The 16466-nt window shown below is 75.4% G+C and carries 20 protein-coding genes and 1 tRNA gene; 20 read left to right on the top strand and 1 reads right to left on the bottom strand.

What is annotated here, in order from left to right:
- Positions 1 to 68: 68 nt before the first annotated feature.
- From BLR12_RS21175 to BLR12_RS21160, 4 genes are all read left to right on the top strand, one after another.
- Positions 69 to 719: a sigma-70 family RNA polymerase sigma factor gene (locus BLR12_RS21175; protein WP_091382328.1), complete on the top strand. Its 651-nt coding sequence runs from the start codon at positions 69 to 71 to the stop codon at positions 717 to 719.
- The gene (locus BLR12_RS21170) at positions 716 to 1603 is read left to right on the top strand and encodes an anti-sigma factor (protein ID WP_091382233.1); all 888 of its coding nucleotides are present in this window, start codon (positions 716 to 718) and stop codon (positions 1601 to 1603) included. Before BLR12_RS21175 ends, BLR12_RS21170 begins: the two co-directional genes overlap by 4 nt.
- 98 nt (positions 1604 to 1701) lie before the next feature.
- Complete coding sequence (locus BLR12_RS21165) at positions 1702 to 2091, top strand: TIGR02611 family protein (protein WP_255363691.1); 390 nt, start codon at positions 1702 to 1704, stop codon at positions 2089 to 2091.
- A gap of 25 nt (positions 2092 to 2116) precedes the next feature.
- Positions 2117 to 2188: transfer RNA gene (locus BLR12_RS21160), tRNA-Val, on the top strand.
- Between the two features lie 53 nt (positions 2189 to 2241).
- On the opposite strand, the gene BLR12_RS21155 is transcribed toward BLR12_RS21160, so the two are convergent.
- Positions 2242 to 2799, bottom strand: coding sequence for a dihydrofolate reductase family protein (locus tag BLR12_RS21155; RefSeq protein ID WP_091382232.1), 558 nt, complete (start codon positions 2797 to 2799; stop codon positions 2242 to 2244).
- A gap of 52 nt (positions 2800 to 2851) precedes the next feature.
- Here BLR12_RS21155 and BLR12_RS21150 point away from each other — a divergent pair, with 52 nt between their 5' ends.
- From BLR12_RS21150 to ruvB, 16 genes are all read left to right on the top strand, one after another.
- Complete coding sequence (locus tag BLR12_RS21150; protein ID WP_091382230.1) at positions 2852 to 3478, top strand: hypothetical protein; 627 nt, start codon at positions 2852 to 2854, stop codon at positions 3476 to 3478.
- An 8-nt stretch (positions 3479 to 3486) separates the two neighbouring features.
- Positions 3487 to 3852, top strand: coding sequence for an HNH endonuclease (locus tag BLR12_RS21145; protein ID WP_176832621.1), 366 nt, complete (start codon positions 3487 to 3489; stop codon positions 3850 to 3852).
- Positions 3849 to 4403 (top strand): MOSC N-terminal beta barrel domain-containing protein, encoded by a 555-nt coding sequence (locus BLR12_RS21140; RefSeq protein ID WP_091382227.1) that lies wholly within the window; start codon positions 3849 to 3851, stop codon positions 4401 to 4403. The genes BLR12_RS21145 and BLR12_RS21140 overlap by 4 nt, the downstream gene beginning before the upstream one ends.
- Before the next feature lie 74 nt (positions 4404 to 4477).
- Positions 4478 to 6514, top strand: coding sequence for a threonine--tRNA ligase (gene thrS, locus BLR12_RS21135; protein WP_091382226.1), 2037 nt, complete (start codon positions 4478 to 4480; stop codon positions 6512 to 6514).
- Positions 6511 to 7089: an HIT family protein gene (locus BLR12_RS21130; protein ID WP_176832620.1), complete on the top strand. Its 579-nt coding sequence runs from the start codon at positions 6511 to 6513 to the stop codon at positions 7087 to 7089. Before thrS ends, BLR12_RS21130 begins: the two co-directional genes overlap by 4 nt.
- Position 7090: 1 nt before the next feature.
- A complete protein-coding gene (pgsA, locus tag BLR12_RS21125) occupies positions 7091 to 7759 on the top strand; it encodes a phosphatidylinositol phosphate synthase (RefSeq protein ID WP_091382225.1) in 669 nt (222 codons plus the stop codon).
- Positions 7760 to 7764: 5 nt separating this feature from the next.
- The gene (locus BLR12_RS21120; RefSeq protein ID WP_255363681.1) at positions 7765 to 8694 is read left to right on the top strand and encodes a phosphatidylinositol mannoside acyltransferase; all 930 of its coding nucleotides are present in this window, start codon (positions 7765 to 7767) and stop codon (positions 8692 to 8694) included.
- The gene (locus tag BLR12_RS21115) at positions 8694 to 9914 is read left to right on the top strand and encodes a glycosyltransferase family 4 protein (RefSeq protein ID WP_091382222.1); all 1221 of its coding nucleotides are present in this window, start codon (positions 8694 to 8696) and stop codon (positions 9912 to 9914) included. The genes BLR12_RS21120 and BLR12_RS21115 overlap by 1 nt, the downstream gene beginning before the upstream one ends.
- 11 nt (positions 9915 to 9925) lie before the next feature.
- Positions 9926 to 10477, top strand: coding sequence for a LemA family protein (locus tag BLR12_RS21110; RefSeq protein ID WP_091382221.1), 552 nt, complete (start codon positions 9926 to 9928; stop codon positions 10475 to 10477).
- Between the two features lie 89 nt (positions 10478 to 10566).
- Complete coding sequence (pdxS, locus tag BLR12_RS21105; RefSeq protein ID WP_255363690.1) at positions 10567 to 11445, top strand: pyridoxal 5'-phosphate synthase lyase subunit PdxS; 879 nt, start codon at positions 10567 to 10569, stop codon at positions 11443 to 11445.
- 4 nt (positions 11446 to 11449) lie between these two features.
- Complete coding sequence (locus BLR12_RS21100; RefSeq protein WP_091382218.1) at positions 11450 to 12562, top strand: heparan-alpha-glucosaminide N-acetyltransferase domain-containing protein; 1113 nt, start codon at positions 11450 to 11452, stop codon at positions 12560 to 12562.
- A gap of 11 nt (positions 12563 to 12573) precedes the next feature.
- A complete protein-coding gene (pdxT, locus tag BLR12_RS21095) occupies positions 12574 to 13227 on the top strand; it encodes a pyridoxal 5'-phosphate synthase glutaminase subunit PdxT (RefSeq protein WP_091382216.1) in 654 nt (217 codons plus the stop codon).
- The gene (locus BLR12_RS21090; RefSeq protein ID WP_091382215.1) at positions 13224 to 13976 is read left to right on the top strand and encodes a YebC/PmpR family DNA-binding transcriptional regulator; all 753 of its coding nucleotides are present in this window, start codon (positions 13224 to 13226) and stop codon (positions 13974 to 13976) included. The genes pdxT and BLR12_RS21090 overlap by 4 nt, the downstream gene beginning before the upstream one ends.
- Before the next feature lie 121 nt (positions 13977 to 14097).
- A complete protein-coding gene (ruvC, locus tag BLR12_RS21085; protein WP_091382213.1) occupies positions 14098 to 14664 on the top strand; it encodes a crossover junction endodeoxyribonuclease RuvC in 567 nt (188 codons plus the stop codon).
- A complete protein-coding gene (ruvA, locus tag BLR12_RS21080; protein ID WP_091382212.1) occupies positions 14661 to 15302 on the top strand; it encodes a Holliday junction branch migration protein RuvA in 642 nt (213 codons plus the stop codon). The genes ruvC and ruvA overlap by 4 nt, the downstream gene beginning before the upstream one ends.
- Positions 15299 to 16426, top strand: a complete 1128-nt coding sequence (gene ruvB / locus BLR12_RS21075; protein ID WP_091382210.1) for a Holliday junction branch migration DNA helicase RuvB — start codon at positions 15299 to 15301, stop codon at positions 16424 to 16426. Before ruvA ends, ruvB begins: the two co-directional genes overlap by 4 nt.
- The last annotated feature ends 40 nt before the right edge of the window (positions 16427 to 16466 follow it).

Raw genomic sequence — 16466 nt, 5'->3', positions numbered from 1 at the left:
CCGCTGTGTGCCCGTTCGCGGCGGACCTGAACCGCGCCGCCCGCCTGTTGCGAAGACCGCGTGTGACGATGGGACTCGTGAGCAGTCCGGCACGGCGCGTCGGGGACGGCCCGGCGGGCGCCGACCTCCTCGTGCGCATGCGCGCGGGCGACCGGAGCGCCGTCGACGAGCTCTACGACCGGTACAGCCGGCCGGCCTTCGCACTCGCCCGGCGGATCCTGGCCGACGAGGTGCTCGCCGAGGACGTGCTGCAGGACGTGTTCCTCAGCGTCTGGCGTGACCCCGGTGCCTACGACGCCGCACGCGGGTCCTTCTCCTCGTGGCTCATGGCGATGGTGCACCACAAGGCCGTGGACGCCGTCCGCAAGGAGGAGTCGCACCGCCGCCGGCAGTCCCGGGCCGAGGACGACCTGGCGCTGTCCACCCCGACGTCCACCCGCGACGTCGAGGACGAGGCGTGGAGCCGCGTCGTGTCCGAGCAGGTGCGCGGGGCGCTGAGCGCCCTGCCGGCGCCCCAGCGGGAGGCGCTGACGCTGGCCTACTACGGCGGGTACACGCAGAGGGAGGTCGCGGCGTTGACCAGCACGCCGCTGGGCACGGTCAAGACGCGCATGCTCGCGGGGATGCGGCGGCTCCGCGAGGAGCTGGGGGGCACGAACGGCGCCTCGCTCGGCGGGGCCCTCGGCGGCCCTGCGCCGCTCGACGGGACCAACCGGTGACCGCGCCCATGGACCCGCGCCGCGGGGAGCACGAGACGTTCGACGAGCTCGCCGTCGGCTGGGCGCTGCACGCGCTGGAGCCGGAGGAGGAGGAGCTCTTCGCCGTCCACCTGCCGACCTGCCCCCGCTGCCGCCGGACGGTCGCCGAGACCACCGACGTCATGGGTGCCCTGGCCGGCGACCTGCCCCCGGCCGAACCCCCGCCGGGGCTGCGCGACCGGCTGCGGGCCGCGGTGGAGCAGACCGAGCAGGTGCCCCCGCCGTCCGCGGAGGCCGACCGCGTCGCCCGACCGGCCCCCGTGGCCGACGCCACGACGCCACCGCCCGCGCCGCAGCCCGTGGGTACCGGCTCCGGTGCCCACCGGGCGCCGCTGCCGCTGGGCCCGGCGGGCCCGCCGCCGAGCTGGCGCCGGGTGCTGCCCAACGCGCTCGTGGCGGCCGCGGTGGCAGCGATCCTGGCGCTGGGCACCTGGAACGTCGTCCTCAGCTCGGCGCGCGAGGAGGCGCAGGCCGCCGCCACCGAGCAGGCCGAGCTGGTGGACGCCTTGCTCACGCCCGGCCAGGCGACCATCACACCGCTGACGGCCGACGGTGCCACGGTGGCGACCGTCGTGGCCCGCGACGACCAGGTGCAGGTGGTCACCCACGGACTGTCGCCCAACGACGCGCAGGAGCAGACCTACGTGGTGTGGGGGACCGGCCCGGGGGCGCCCACCGCGCTCGACACCTTCGACGTCTCCTCCCCGCAACCGGCGCTGCAGACCGTAGGCTCCGGGGCCGCCGGGCTGGAGACCTACACCGGGTACGCGGTGAGCCTCGAGCCCGGCCGGGAGGCTCCGCCGGAGCCGAGCGACATCGTGGCGATGGGGGAGGTGCCCAGCTGAGCGGTCCGGAGACGGTCGCCCGGTCCGGTGCGGGACAGCCGGTCGGACGGGCGCCCCGCGCCACCGGCGCGCACGCGGCCGGGGACGGGCACCGCAGCCTGCGCGAGCGCGTCGGGAAGACGAGGTGGCGACGGCGGCTGGCCGCCCGGCGTCCCCTCGACCACACCTACCGCCTGGTGGTCGGGGCACTCGGCGGGATCGTCGTGGCGTTCGGGCTGGTCACCATCCCGCTGCCCGGGCCCGGCTGGCTGACCGTCATCGCGGGGCTCTTCCTGCTCGCGACCGAGTTCGCCTGGGCCGAGCGGCTGCTGGACTTCACCCGCCGGCACGTCCGGGCGTGGACCGAGTGGCTGGGCCGGCAGCGGGCGTGGGTGCGCGTCGCCGTCGCCCTGGCCACCGCGGCCTTCGTCTACGGCGTCCTGGTGGTCGTGCTGCACCTGATGGGCGTCCCGGACTGGGTGCCGGGGTGGGTGCCGCTCTGGCGCTGAGCGTCTGGCAGAATGACCGGCGCAGGGGCGATTGGCTCAGTGGTAGAGCGCTTCGTTCACACCGAAGAGGTCACTGGTTCGAACCCAGTATCGCCCACCGCACCAGAGGCCCGGGTCCGCGAGGACCCGGGCCTCTCGTCGTCCCGGGGGTCAGCCCGCGGCCGCCGCCGGGCCGTAGGTCAGGTGGGCCACCCCGTTGCTCAGGCTCTCCACCCCCAGCAGGGACAGCGGCGTCCGCGGCCCGCCCTCGGGGAACAGCCGGATGCCGGTGCCGACGGCGACGGGGTAGACGTAGAGGTGCAGCTCGTCGGCCAGGCCGTCGGCGATCAGGGCCCGGACCAGGGTGGCGCTGCCGCTCACGTACAGGTCGCCCTGCTCCTTGAGCTCCCGGATCCGGCCGGCGTCGTAGCCGCCCAGGACGGTGGAGTTGCGCCACACCGACTCGGCATCGGTCAGCGTCGAGGAGACGACGTGCTTGGTGGTGTCGTTGAAGAACGGCGCGCCGGGATCGTCCTCGACCGTCCGCGTCGACCAGGCGGGCGCGAACATCTCGAAGGTCGTGCGGCCCAGCAGGATGCCCGACGCCGGGGCCGTGAGCGCGCCGATGGACGCGGCCAGGTCGTCGGGGAACCCGTAGTCCATCGTCCACATCGGGGCGTCGACGACCCCGTCGACGGTGGTGAACTCGTGCACCCTGATCGCGCCCATACCTGCTCCTCCGTGGTGGTGGTCTCGTCCGGCGCCCGTGCGCCGGTGGTGGATGTCGTCCGGGAGACCCTGGTCGCTCCCCTTTCTCATCGGTGGACGCCGCGCCGTCCTGGCGCCGGACCCGCAGTGGCCGGCGCCGGACCTCTGCACCCTGCGCGCCGTCGTGGAGCTCGACCCGGCGCTGGGCACCGACGTCCCCGTCGACGCGGCGCACGCCGTGGTGTCCGACCTGGCCGACCGGGCCTTCGGTGCCGGCTGGCAGCGCTGGTACACGGAGGCCCTGGACGCCGAGGGCGTCGGCGACGACGCCGGGCGGCTGCTGAGGCAGGACGACGTCGCCGAGCGCGTGCTGGAGCGGCTGCGCGCCCGCATGCGGGAGGACGACGGGGCGCCGGACCCGCCGGGCGACGAGTACGGCTGGTACGCCTACGCGCCCGGGACCAGCCCGGGACGCGCCCGTTTCCGGCGGACGGTGCGCGACCGGCGCCACAACGCCCGGGCCGCGCTGCTGCTCCCTCGCCGGCACCCGGTGGCCGGACGCCGCCGCGACCGGGACCGGCCCGCCCGTCCCGGCGCGCGACCTCGCCGAGGCGCACCATGGCGGGGGTGTCCCGCCGCCGCCCGCCCGCCCCGTCCGAGCCGGTCCGCTCCCGCAGGCCGGGGCGCGCCGAACGGCTGACCGAGGCGATGGCGCGCGACGGCGACACCTGCATCTGGTGCGGCCGCGTCCTCGGCGGCCTGGTGCCGCCGACCACCGAGCACGTCGTCCCCCGGCTCAAGGGCGGCCCGTCGTGGCTGGCCAACGAGGTCGCCGCCTGCCGCCGCTGCAACGCCGAGCGCGGGCACCGCGCGCCGGTCGACTGGCTCGAGGAGTGCGAGCGGCGCGGCTGGCGACCCGACGCCGAGCGGCTGGCCCGGGCACTGGACGCCCTGCAGCTGGCCATCGACCACGAGGGCGGCCAGCGCCGGGCCCGGCCCTACCTCGACGCCCAGCGGCGCCGGCTGCACCGCCGGCTGCCGCCCGGACCGGACGGACGTACGGTCGCCTCGTGAGCGGTCCCGGCAGTGTCGTGCAGGTGAGCGTGTACCCGGTGAAGAGCCTGGCCGGGCGGACGGTGCGGGAGGCCGAGGTCGGCCCGGCGGGGCTGGTCGGCGACCGGGCCTGGACCGTCGTCGACGCCACGACGGGGGAGCGGGTCACGGTGAAGACGACGCCGCAGATGGCCGAGGTCGTCGCCACGGGGGACGACGAGGCCGACACGATCACCCTCACCGAGGTGCTGGGCCGGCCGGTGCGCCTGGAGAGGTCGGGCGAGCCGCAGGTGGACGCCGCTGCGGTGCACCTGGTCAGCCGGTCGGCGGTGGCCCGCGCCGCGCAGGGCGACGTCCCCGAGGGCTGCTCGGCCGACGACCCGCGGGCGAACCTGCTGCTCGACCTGCCCGAGGGCGAGGACGAGCGCGGCTGGGTCGGGCGGACGGTGCGCATCGGCGAGGTCGAGGTCGCCGTGACCCGCACCCCGAAGCACTGCCTCGGGGTCTACGCCGAGGTGCGCCGGCCGGGGACGGTGCACGCCGGCGACCCCGTCGAGGTGCTCCCGGGCTGAGCCGGGCGCCCCGAGGTGACGCGGCTCGCGCACTAGTCTCGGGGGGTCAGGTCGTCGACCCCGCAGGAGCTCCCGTGTCAGCCGCGCCCACCTCCGCCGCCCCCGCCCCGATCCGGGTGCCGGCCGGGACGACGGCGCAGGAGGCGCTCAAGGAGGCGGGCGTCCCGCTCAAGGGCCCCGGCGGCGCGGTCGTCGTCCGGGACCTGGCGACCGGTGAACTCAAGGACCTCGCCTGGGCCCCCGAGGGCGACGCCGAGGTGGAGCCGGTGCCCGCCGCCAGCCCCGAGGGGCGGGCGGTGATCCGCCACTCGACGGCGCACGTCCTGGCCCAGGCGGTGCAGGAGCTCTTCCCCGGCACCCGGCTGGGCATCGGCCCGCCGGTGGAGAACGGCTTCTACTACGACTTCGACCCCGAGCGGCCGTTCACGCCCGAGGACCTGGCGGCCCTCGAGAAGAAGATGACCGAGATCGTGCGTGCCGGGCAGCACTTCGCCCGGCGCGAGATCAGCGACGCCGACGCGCAGGTCGAGCTCGCGCACGAGCCGTACAAGCTGGAGCTCATCGGGCTCAAGGGCGGCGCCGGTGAGGCGGCCGAGGGCGCGTCGGTCGAGGTCGGCGGCGCGCAGCTGACCATGTACGACAACCTCGACGCCCGCACCGGCGACCGGGTCTGGACCGACCTGTGCCGCGGCCCGCACCTGCCTCGGACCAGCGGCATCCCCGCCTTCAGCCTCACCCGGTCGGCGGCCGCCTACTGGCGCGGCAGCGAGAAGAACCCGCAGCTGCAGCGGATCTACGGCACCGCGTGGGAGAGCAAGGACGCGCACAAGGCCCACCTCGAGCAGCTCGCCGAGGCCGAGCGCCGCGACCACCGGCGTCTCGGCGCGGAGCTCGACCTGTTCAGCTTCCCCGACGAGATCGGCTCCGGCCTGGCCGTGTTCCACCCCAAGGGCGGCGTGGTCAAGCGGGAGATGGAGGACTACGTCCGCCGCCGGCACATCGAGGAGGGCTTCGACTACGTCGGCACCCCGCACATCACCAAGGCGCACGTCTTCGAGCTGTCCGGCCACCTGCCGTACTACGCCGACACCATGTTCCCGCCGATGGAGCTGGAGAACGCGCAGTACTACCTCAAGGCCATGAACTGCCCGATGCACAACCTGATCTTCCGGTCGCGCGGGCGGTCCTACCGCGAGCTGCCGCTGCGCTTCTTCGAGTTCGGCTCGGTGTACCGGTACGAGAAGTCCGGCGTCGTGCACGGCCTCACCCGGGTGCGCGGGCTCACCCAGGACGACTCGCACAGCTACGTCACCTCCGAGCAGGCGCCGGGGGAGGTGCGGCACCTGCTGTCCTTCGTGCTCGGGCTGCTGCGCGACTTCGGGCTCGACGACTACTACCTGGAGCTGTCGACGAAGGGCGACGACCCGGCCAAGCAGGACAAGTTCATCGGCTCCGACGAGGAGTGGGCGGTCGCCACGGCGGTGCTGGAGGAGGCGGCCAAGGACACCGGCCTGGAGCTGGTGCCCGACCCGGGTGGCGCCGCGTTCTACGGCCCGAAGATCTCGGTGCAGGCCCGCGACGCCATCGGCCGGACCTGGCAGATGTCGACCATCCAGTACGACTTCAACCAGCCGGCCGGTTTCGGTCTGGAGTACACCTCCGCCGACGGCGGCCGGGAGCAGCCGGTGATGATCCACTCGGCGAAGTTCGGCTCGATCGAGCGGTTCTTCGGCGTCCTCACCGAGCACTACGCCGGCGCCTTCCCGGCGTGGCTGGCCCCGGTGCAGGTCGTCGGCATCCCGGTCACCGACGAGCAGGTGCCCTACCTGGCCGACGTCGCGCTGCGGCTGCGCGGGAAGGGCATCCGGGTGGAGGTCGACGACTCCGACGACCGGATGCAGAAGAAGATCCGCACCGCCAGCAAGCAGAAGGTGCCCTTCGTGCTCATCGCCGGGGCGACCGACGCCGAGGCCGGCGCGGTCTCCTTCCGGTTCCGCGACGGCAGCCAGCACAACGGGGTGCCCGTGGAGCAGGCGGTGGCCGCGATCGCGGACTGGGTGGCCGGCCGGGCGAACACCGACCCGACCGCCGAGGCGCTGGTGGCCGGATGAGCACCGAGTCGCAGGAGGCCTTCCGGGTCGCCGTCTCCAGTGACGACGGCGGCCCGGCGACGGTCTTCGAGCACCTGTGGACGCCGTACCGGATGGCCTACATCCGCGGCGAGGGGAAGCCGACGGGTAGCCACGACTGCCCGTTCTGTCTGATCCCGCAGATGGACGACGAGGAGGGGCTGGTCGTCGCGCGCGGCGCGCACGTGTACGCCGTCCTCAACCTGTACCCGTACAACGCCGGGCACCTGATGCTGGTGCCCTACCGGCACGTGCCCGACTACACCGACCTCACGGCCGCGGAGGTCGCCGAGCTCGGCGAGTACACCCAGACGGCGATGCGGGTCGTGCGCGCGGTGTCCGGCGCGCACGGGTTCAACATCGGCATGAACCAGGGGTCGGTCGCCGGGGCCGGCATCGCCGACCACCTGCACCAGCACGCCGTGCCGCGGTGGGGCGGGGACACCAACTTCATGCCGGTCATCGGGCTGACCCGGGTGCTGCCGCAGGTGCTGAGCGACACGCGGGCGCTGCTGGCGCAGCACTGGCCCGACGGCCGGCCCGCACCGGGGACCTGAGGTGCTCGGGGCCAACGCGCGCGCCGCGGTGGGCCGGTTCTGGGCCCCGGTGGTGGCCCGGCTGGCGAAGGCGGGGGTCACCCCCGACGCGGTGACCCTCGTCGGCACGCTGGGGGCCGTCGGCGGCTCGGTCGGGCTGATCGCCACCGGGCAGCTGTTCTGGGGAGCCTTCACCGTCACCGTCTTCGTGCTGCTCGACATGCTCGACGGCGCCCTGGCCCGGGCCCGCGGCGGCGGCTCGGTGTTCGGCGCGGTCCTCGACTCGACCGGCGACCGCGCGGCCGACGCCGCCATCTTCGGCGCGCTGGTCTGGTGGTTCTCCGGCGCGGGCGACGACCGGCTGATCGTGCTGCTGGCGCTGCTGTGCCTGGTGCTCGGGGTGCTGACCTCCTACGTCAAGGCCCGCGCCGAGGGCATGGGCCTGTCCTGCGACGTCGGGATCGTGGAGCGCCCGGAGCGGCTGATCCTGGTGCTGGTCGGCACCGGGTTCACCGGCCTGGGCATCCCGTTCGCCCTGCACGTCGCGCTGTGGCTGCTGACGGTGGGCAGCGCGGTCACCGTGGCCCAGCGGTTCGTCGCCGTCCGCCGGCAGGCCCGCGGCCGGGCCCTGTTGACCCCACCCGCCCCGCCGTCGCCCACCTCGCCGCCGTCCCAAGGCCGGGTGCCGTGACCGGCGTGCCCGGTGCACGCGCCCGGGCCGCGGCCCGGCTGACCGACCTCGGCTACGCCGCCGGCTGGAGCGCGGTCAAGGCGCTGCCGGAGCCGGTCGCCCGGGCCGCCTTCGACGTGGGCGGCCGGTGGGCCGCCGGCCGCGGTGGCCGGGGCGTGCGGCAATTGCGCGCCAACCTCCGCGTCGCCACCGGCGGCCGGCTGGACGACGACGCGCTCGACGAGCTGACCACGCGGGCCGTGCGCTCCTACGCCCGCTACTGGCAGGAGGCGTTCCGGCTGCCCCGGCTGGGTGTGCAGCGGGTCCTGGCCGGCACCGAGATGGCGGGCCGCGAGCACCTGGAGAAGGCGCGGGCCGACGACCGCGGGCTGATCGTGGCGCTCCCGCACAGCGGCAACTGGGACGCCGCCGGCGTCTGGCTGGTCGACTGGCTGGGCGGGCCCTTCACGACGGTGGCCGAGCGGCTGCGCCCGGAGTCGCTGTACCGCCGCTTCGTCGCCTACCGCGAGACCCTCGGCATGCGGATCGTCCCGCTCACCGGCGGGCCGCGGCCGGGCTCGGCGGTGCTCCGTGAGTGGCTGGACGGCGGCGGCACCGTCTGCCTGCTGGTCGACCGCGACCTCGGGACCGGCGGGGTGCCGGTGCAGTTCTTCGGCCGGACGGCGACCATGCCCGGCGGGCCCGCGGTGCTGGCCGAGCAGACCGGCGCCGCGCTGCACCCGGCGGTGTCGCACTTCACCGAGCACGGCTGGCGGCACGTCGTCCACCCGGAGGTCGCCGTCGCCGGGCCCGGCCGGCTGCGCGAGCGGGTCGGCGCCGCGATGCAGGGGGTGGCCGACGCCTTCACCCGGGGCATCGCCGAGCACCCCGAGGACTGGCACCAGCTCGGCCGCGTCTGGGCCGACGTCCCGCCCGACCCGGTGGTGCGCGGCTGATGCGCATCGGGCTGGTCTGCCCCTACCAGTGGGACGTGCCCGGTGGGGTGCAGTTCCACGTGCGCGACCTCGCCGAGACGCTGCGCGGGATGGGGCACCACGTCGAGGTGCTCACCCCGGCCGAGCGGGAGGAGTCGCTGCCCGCGGAGTTCACGACCTGGGCGGGGCGCACCGTGCCGGTCCCGTACAACGGCTCGATGGCCAGCCTCCAGCTGGGGCCGGTGGCGGCCGCCCGGGTCCACCGCTGGCTGCGCGACGGGCACTTCGACGTCGTCCACGTGCACGAGCCGGCCTCGCCGTCGGTGTCCTTCCTGGTCTGCATGGTCGCCCGCGGGCCGATCGTGGCCACCTTCCACGCGGCCACCACGCGCTCGAAGTGGCTGGCCGCCCTCGGCCCCTGGGCCCGGCCCTGGCTGGAGCGCATCAGCGGGCGCATCGCCGTCTCGGACTTCGCCCGCCGGGTGCAGGTGGAGCACCTCGGCGGCGACGCGGTGATCATCCCCAACGGCGTGCACGTCGGGGCTTTCGCGGACGGACCCTCGCTGCCCGGGCGCACCCGCGGCGTCGACGGGCCGACGGTCGGCTTCCTCGGCCGCTACGACGAGCCGCGCAAGGGCCTGCCGGTGCTGCTGGAGGCGATGCGCGCCGTCGTCCGGGAGCACCCCGGCGCCCAGCTGCTGATCGCCGGCCGCGGCGACCCCGACGCCGTCGACGAGCTGATCGGGGCGGACCTGCGGCCGCACGTGTCCCTGCTCGGGGAGCTCACCGAGGTGGAGAAGGGCGCGTTCCTGCGGTCGGTGGACGTGTACTGCGCGCCCAACCTGCTGGGCGAGTCCTTCGGCATCGTGCTCATCGAGGCCCTGGCCGCCGGGGCGCCCGTCGTCGCGAGCGACCTCGACGCGTTCGCCACGGTGCTGGAGGACGGCGACGCCGGCGTGCTGGTGCGCCGCGGCGACGCCCGCGCCCTGGCCCGGGCGCTGTCCGACCTGCTCGGCGACCCCGCCCGCCGCGAGCGGCTCTCGGCCACCGGGCGCCGCGTCGCGGCCGGGTACGACTGGTCGGTGGTGGCCCGCCGCGTGCTCGCCGTCTACGAGACCGTCGTGCTGCCCGGCAGCGGCACGGTCACCGCCCCGGACGACGACACCCGGCAGGCGGACCCGGTCACCGGCCCGGAGGACGCACCGACCCGGTCGGCCCCGAGAGGGTGGGTGCAGCACTAGCCTGACCCGTCGTGACCCCCGACGCCTGGCTGCTGCTCACGGCCGCGGTCGTCGTCCTGCTCCTGGCCGCCTGGGTGGCCTGGACGCTCGCCCGGCTGAGCCGCCTGGAGGCCCGCGTCGACCGGGCCTGGACCGCGCTGGACACCCAGCTGCGGCGCCGTGCGGCGCTGGCCGCCGAGCTCGCCCGCGACCACGCCGGCGGGGTGGGGGAGGAGCGGGCGGCCCGGCTGGCCGCGGTCGTGCGCGAGGTCCGGGACCCCCGCGCCGGCGACCGCGAGCTGGCGGAGAACGCGCTCGGGCGGGCCCTGCGCGAGCTCCCCGGTGACCTGCCCGGCGTGCCCGCGGCGCTGCGTGCCGACCTCGAGGGCACCGCCACCCGGATCGGCCTGGCCCGGCGCTTCTACAACGACGCCGTCCGCGACACCGCCGCGCTGCGCACCCGGCGGCTGCCCGGCCTGCTGCGGCTGCACGCCTCCCGGCCGCTGCCGCGGTTCTTCGACATCGAGGACGACCTGCGGGAGGTCACCAGCAGCGCCGCCGGGGGTGGCCGGGCCCGCCCGTAGCATCGAGGGGCCCCTCCCCGACGTCCGAGACCGAGGCAGTCCCCGTGGCAGAGCACAGCGCGACCGAACCCGGCACCACCGGCACCCGCATCACCGGGACGGAGGCCGTCAAGCGCGGCATGGCCGAACAGCTGAAGGGCGGCGTCATCATGGACGTCGTCACCCCCGAGCAGGCGAAGATCGCCGAGGACGCCGGCGCGGTCGCCGTCATGGCCCTCGAGCGGGTGCCCGCCGACATCCGCGCCCAGGGCGGGATCGCGCGGATGAGCGACCCGGACATGGTCCAGGGCATCGTCGAGGCGGTCTCCATCCCGGTCATGGCCAAGGCCCGCATCGGGCACTTCGTCGAGGCGCAGGTCCTGCAGAGCCTCGGTGTGGACTACGTCGACGAGTCCGAGGTGCTCACCCCGGCCGACGAGGCGCACCACATCGCCAAGAGCGCGTTCACCGTGCCGTTCGTCTGCGGCGCCACCGACCTGGGCGAGGCGCTGCGGCGGATCGCCGAGGGCGCGGCGATGATCCGCTCCAAGGGCGAGGCCGGCACCGGCAACGTCGTCGAGGCCGTGCGGCACATGCGCGCCATCCGCGCCGGCATCCGCCGGCTGGGCACCCTCGACGAGACCGAGCTGTTCGTCGCGGCCAAGGAGCTGCGGGCCCCGCACGCCCTGGTCGCCGAGGTGGCCCGGCTGGGCAAGCTGCCGGTCGTGCTGTTCACCGCCGGCGGCATCGCCACCCCCGCGGACGCCGCGATGATGATGCAGCTGGGCGCCGAGGGCGTGTTCGTCGGCTCGGGCATCTTCAAGTCCGGCGACCCCGCGCAGCGGGCCGCGGCCATCGTGCAGGCGACCACCTTCCACGACGACCCGGACGTGATCGCCAAGGTCTCCCGCGGGCTGGGCGAGCCGATGGTCGGCATCAACGTGGCCACGCTGCCCGAGAGCGAGCGGTACGCCACCCGCGGCTGGTGACCCCGTGACGGCGCAGCGGGACGACGTCGAGCGCCTCGCCGGTCCGGAGCGGGACACCGCGGCCGGACGGCGGATCGGCGGTCTCGACGTCGCCCGCGGCCTCGCCGTCCTGGGCATGTTCGGCGCCCACCTGGGCGACACCGGCCGGCTCGGCTGGGACCCGGCCACCTGGCGGGCGCTGGTCGACGGCCGCTCGTCGATCCTGTTCGCCACGCTGGCCGGGGTCTCCATCGCGCTGCTGTCCGGCGGCCGGACGCCGGCCACGGGTACGGAGCTGGCCCGGGCGCGCACCCGCATCCTGGTCCGCGCGGCGTGGGTGTTCGCGATCGGCGGCGTCCTGGAGCTGCTCGACACCTTCGTGGCGATCATCCTCGGCGTCTACGCGGTGCTGTTCGTGCTCGCGCTGCCGTTCCTGCGCTGGTCGCCGGGCCGGCTGCTGCTCACCGCCGGCGTCGTCGCGCTGGCCGGGCCGCCGCTCACCCTCTGGGTGGGGCAGTACGCCACCGCCCGGGACGAGGACGGCAACGCCTTCACCTTCCTGCTGTTCACCGGCTACTACCCGGCGGCGGTCTGGCTGGCCTTCGTGCTGGTCGGGCTGGCGGTGGGCCGCCTCGACCTGCGGGCCGCCCGGGTGCGCGCCGGCCTGGTCGGCGGGGGCGGCGCCGCCGCGGTGCTGGGCCACCTCGGCGGCTGGCTGAGCGCCCGGCAGCTGGCCCCGGGGCAGGAGCTCGCCGGCATCGAGACCGGTTTCGGCGCCGCGGGGCAGTGGGACCCGGCCTGGTTCGCCGGGGCCGAGCCGCACAGCTCGACGACGTTCGAGGTGGTCGGCTCCGGCGGGGTCGCGGTGGCCGTCATCGGGCTGTGCCTGGTGGCTGCCGACCTGCTGCCGCGGCTGCTCCACCCGCTGGCGTCGGTGGGCGCCCTGGCGCTGTCGGTGTACACCGCGCAGATCGTCGCCATCCGGGTGCTCGAGGTCGAGTCCTCCGACGACTGGGGACGCTGGGTGCGGTTCACCCTCACCGCGCTGCTGCTGGCCACGGTCTGGCGGCTGCGGCTGGGGCGCGGCCCGCTGGAGGGGCTGCTGACCTGGAGCTCGCGGCGCGCTGCGGGGTCGTAGCCTGGTCCCTCGTGTCCCGGACCCCCGTCATCGGTGTGCTGGCCCTGCAGGGCGACGTCCGCGAGCACCTCGCGACGCTGCCCGCGCTCGGCGTCGAGGCGGTGACCGTGCGCCGTCCCGAGGAGCTGGCCGCGGTCGACGCCCTCGTCGTCCCGGGCGGGGAGTCGACGACCATGGGCAAGCTGGCCGCCCGGTTCGGGCTGCTCGAGCCGCTGCGCGAGGCCGTGGCCGGCGGGCTGCCGGTCCTCGGCTCCTGCGCCGGGATGATCATGCTGGCCGACCGGCTGCTGGACGCCCCGCCCGACCAGGTCACCGTCGGCGGGCTGGACGTGACCGTGCGCCGCAACGCGTTCGGCCGGCAGGTGGACTCCTTCGAGGGCCAGGTGGAGGTCGACGGCGTGCCGGGCGGCCCGGTGCACGCCGTCTTCATCCGCGCGCCGTGGGTGGAGCAGGCGGGAGAGGGCGTGCAGGTCCTCGGCCGGGTCGTGGGGGGAGCCGCCGACGGTAGGATCGTCGCGGTGCGCCAGGGGAACCTGGTGGCCACCAGCTTCCACCCCGAACTGACCGGGGACCGCCGGGTGCACGCGCTGTTCGTGGAGATCGTCCGCCGTCACCAGGCCCAGCAGGCCGGCGCGGATGCCGGGAAGGAGAGGGGTCTGTCGTGAGCGGCCATTCCAAGTGGGCGACGACGAAGCACAAGAAGGCCGGGATCGACGCCAAGCGCGGCAAGCTCTTCGCCAAGCTGATCAAGAACATCGAGGTCGCCGCCCGCACCGGCGGCGGCGACCCGGCGGGCAACCCGACGCTGTTCGACGCCATCCAGAAGGCGAAGAAGAGCTCGGTGCCCAACGACAACATCGACCGCGCGGTCAAGCGCGGCTCCGGCGCCGAGGCCGGCGGCGTCGACTACCAGGGCATCACCTACGAGGGCTACGCGGCCGGCGGGGTCGCCGTGCTCATCGAGTGCCTCACCGACAACAAGAACCGGTCGGCCATGGAGGTGCGCACCGCCATGACCCGCAACGGCGGGTCGATGGCCGACCCCGGCTCGGTCTCCTACCTGTTCTCCCGCAAGGGCGTGATCGTGGTGCCGACGACCGACACGGTCGACGAGGACACCGTGCTCATGGCGGTCCTGGACGCCGGTGCCGAGGAGGTGCGCGACCTCGGCGACACCCTCGAGGTGGTGTGCGAGCCGACCGACCTGGTGGCCGTGCGCACCGCGCTGCAGGACGCCGGCATCGACTACGACTCGGCCGAGGCCGGGTTCGTGCCCAGCGTCTCGGTGGAGCTCGACGAGGAGGCCGCGGGCAAGGTCTTCCGGCTGATCGACGCGCTCGAGGACTGCGACGACGTGCAGAACGTGTACGCGAACTACGACGTCTCCGACGAGGTGCTCGAGAAGGTGGGCTGAGGCGACTCCGGGTGCCTGTCGCGCGCGGAAGGCACCCCGGAGGCGTGTCGGCCTCGGGCCGTCGGCGCCGGCGGCTACCGTGGGTCGAACACCAGTTCGGCTCACGGTAGGAGGCGCCGCCATGCGGGTGCTCGGCATCGACCCGGGCCTGACCCGGTGCGGGTGGGGGGTGGTCGACGGGCGCCCCGGCGCACGGCCGACCGCGGTCGGCGTCGGTGTGGTGCGCACCGCGGCGGAGCTGGACCTGGAGCTGCGGCTGCTCGAGCTGCACACGGGGGTCACCGCGCTGCTGCGCGAGCACCGCCCGGACGTGGTCGCGATCGAGCGGGTGTTCACCCAGAACAACAAGGGCACGGCCACGGGGACGGCGCAGGCCGCGGGCGTGGCCGCGCTGGCCGCGGCCCAGGCCGACCGGCCGGTCGCCTGGCACACCCCCAGCGAGGTCAAGGCCGCCATCTCCGGCAGCGGCCGCGCGGACAAGGAGCAGGTCACCCTGATGGTCACCCGGGTGCTGGGGCTGGCGTCCCCGCCCAAGCCGGCCGACGCCGCCGACGCGCTGGCGCTCGCGGTCTGCCACGTCTGGCGCGGTCCCGCCCAGCAGCGGCTGCGGGTCGCCGCGCTGGCCGGGGGGATCGGCGCCCCCGTGCGGTCCACCACGCTGCCGCGCTGGCAGGGGGTGTCCCGGTGATCGCCTCGGTGAACGGCCGGGTGGCCGCGGTGTCGCCGGACGGCGCCGTGGTCGAGGTCGGCGGGATCGGCCTGTCGGTGCAGTGCACCCCGGGCACCATCGCGCGGCTCCAGGTCGGGGAGAGCGCCCGCCTGGCGACCAGCCTCGTGGTGCGGGAGGACTCGCTCACCCTCTACGGCTTCGCCGACGACGACGAGCGGCAGCTGTTCGAGCTGCTGCAGACGGCCAACGGCGTGGGCCCGCGGCTGGCCCAGGCGGTGCTCGCCATCCACCCGCCGCGCGAGGTGCGCCGGGCCGTGTCGATGGCCGACGTCAAGGCGCTCATGCAGGTCCCCGGCATCGGCAAGAAGGGCGCCGAGCGGCTGATCCTGGAGCTGCGCGACCGGCTGGGCGTCACCAGCACCGACACGCAGCTGGACGGCGGCGCCGCACCCGCCGGCCTGCCCGCGGTCACCCCGGTGGCGCCGTGGCGCGACCAGCTGACCTCGGCGCTGGTCGGCCTGGGCTGGACGACCAAGGAGGCCGACGCGGCGATCGTCCAGCTGTCCCCGATCGCCGACGAGCAGGTCGCCGTGACCGGATCGGTCGAGGTCGCCGTCCTGCTGCGGCAGGCCCTGCGGCTGCTGGGCCGGTCGTGAGCTCGCCTTTCGACCGGGGCCTCCCGGCCGCCGACGCGGGGCCCGGCCGGTTCGCCGACGCGGCGGTCGACCCGCAGGCCGGTGACGAGGAGCGGGTCGTCGAGTCGGCGCTGCGGCCGCACTCGCTGACCGACTTCATCGGCCAGCCCAAGGTGGCCCGCCAGCTGGAGCTCGTCCTCGAGGGCGCCAAGCGGCGCGGCCGCCCGCCGGACCACGTGCTGCTCTCCGGCCCGCCCGGGCTGGGGAAGACCAGCCTCGCGCTGATCATCGGCTCCGAGCTCGGGACGGCGGTGAAGATCACCAGCGGCCCGGCGATCGAGCGCTCCGGCGACCTGGCGGCGATGCTGTCCAACCTCGCGCCCGGCGACGTCCTGTTCATCGACGAGATCCACCGGATCGCCCGCCCGGCCGAGGAACTGCTCTACATGGCGATGGAGGACTTCCGGGTCGACGTCGTCGTCGGCAAGGGGCCCGGCGCCACCGCGATCCCGCTGGAGATCAACCCGTTCACGCTGGTCGGGGCGACCACCCGCGCCGGGCTGCTCACCGGGCCGCTGCGCGACCGGTTCGGCTTCGTCGGGCAGATGGAGTTCTACGAGCCGGCCGAGCTCGAGCGGGTGCTGGCCCGCAGCGCCGCGCTGCTGGGCGTCGAGCTGACCGCCGACGGGTCGGCGGAGATCGCCGGCCGGTCGCGGGGCACCCCCCGGATCGCCAACCGGCTGCTGCGCCGGGTGCGCGACTACGCCGAGGTGCGCGCCGACGGCCGGGTGACCCGCGCGGTCGCCGAGGCGGCCCTGGCGCTCTACGACGTCGACCACCTGGGCCTGGACCGGCTGGACCGCGCGGTGCTGGAGGCGCTGGTCATGCGCTTCGCCGGTGGACCGGTCGGCGTGGCGACCCTGGCGGTGGCCGTGGGGGAGGAGCCGCACACCGTGGAGGAGGTGTGCGAGCCGTTCCTCGTGCGGGCCGGCCTGCTCGCCCGCACCCCGCGTGGCCGGGTGGCCACCGAGGCGGCGTGGCACCACCTCGGCCAGCCGGTGCCGCGCGGCGGCGTCCCCCTCGGTCGGGTCACAGCCGACCCACCGGCCCCGGGGTCGTCGTCAGAGACGTTGTTCGACGCCTAGACTGCGGAGCGCTGGCGCGCAACTCGTCCGGCTCACCCGC

The organism is Geodermatophilus sp. DSM 45219 (assembly GCF_900104025.1).
GTDB lineage: Bacteria > Actinomycetota > Actinomycetes > Mycobacteriales > Geodermatophilaceae > Geodermatophilus.
This window is presented reverse-complemented; position numbering and strand designations above follow the sequence as displayed.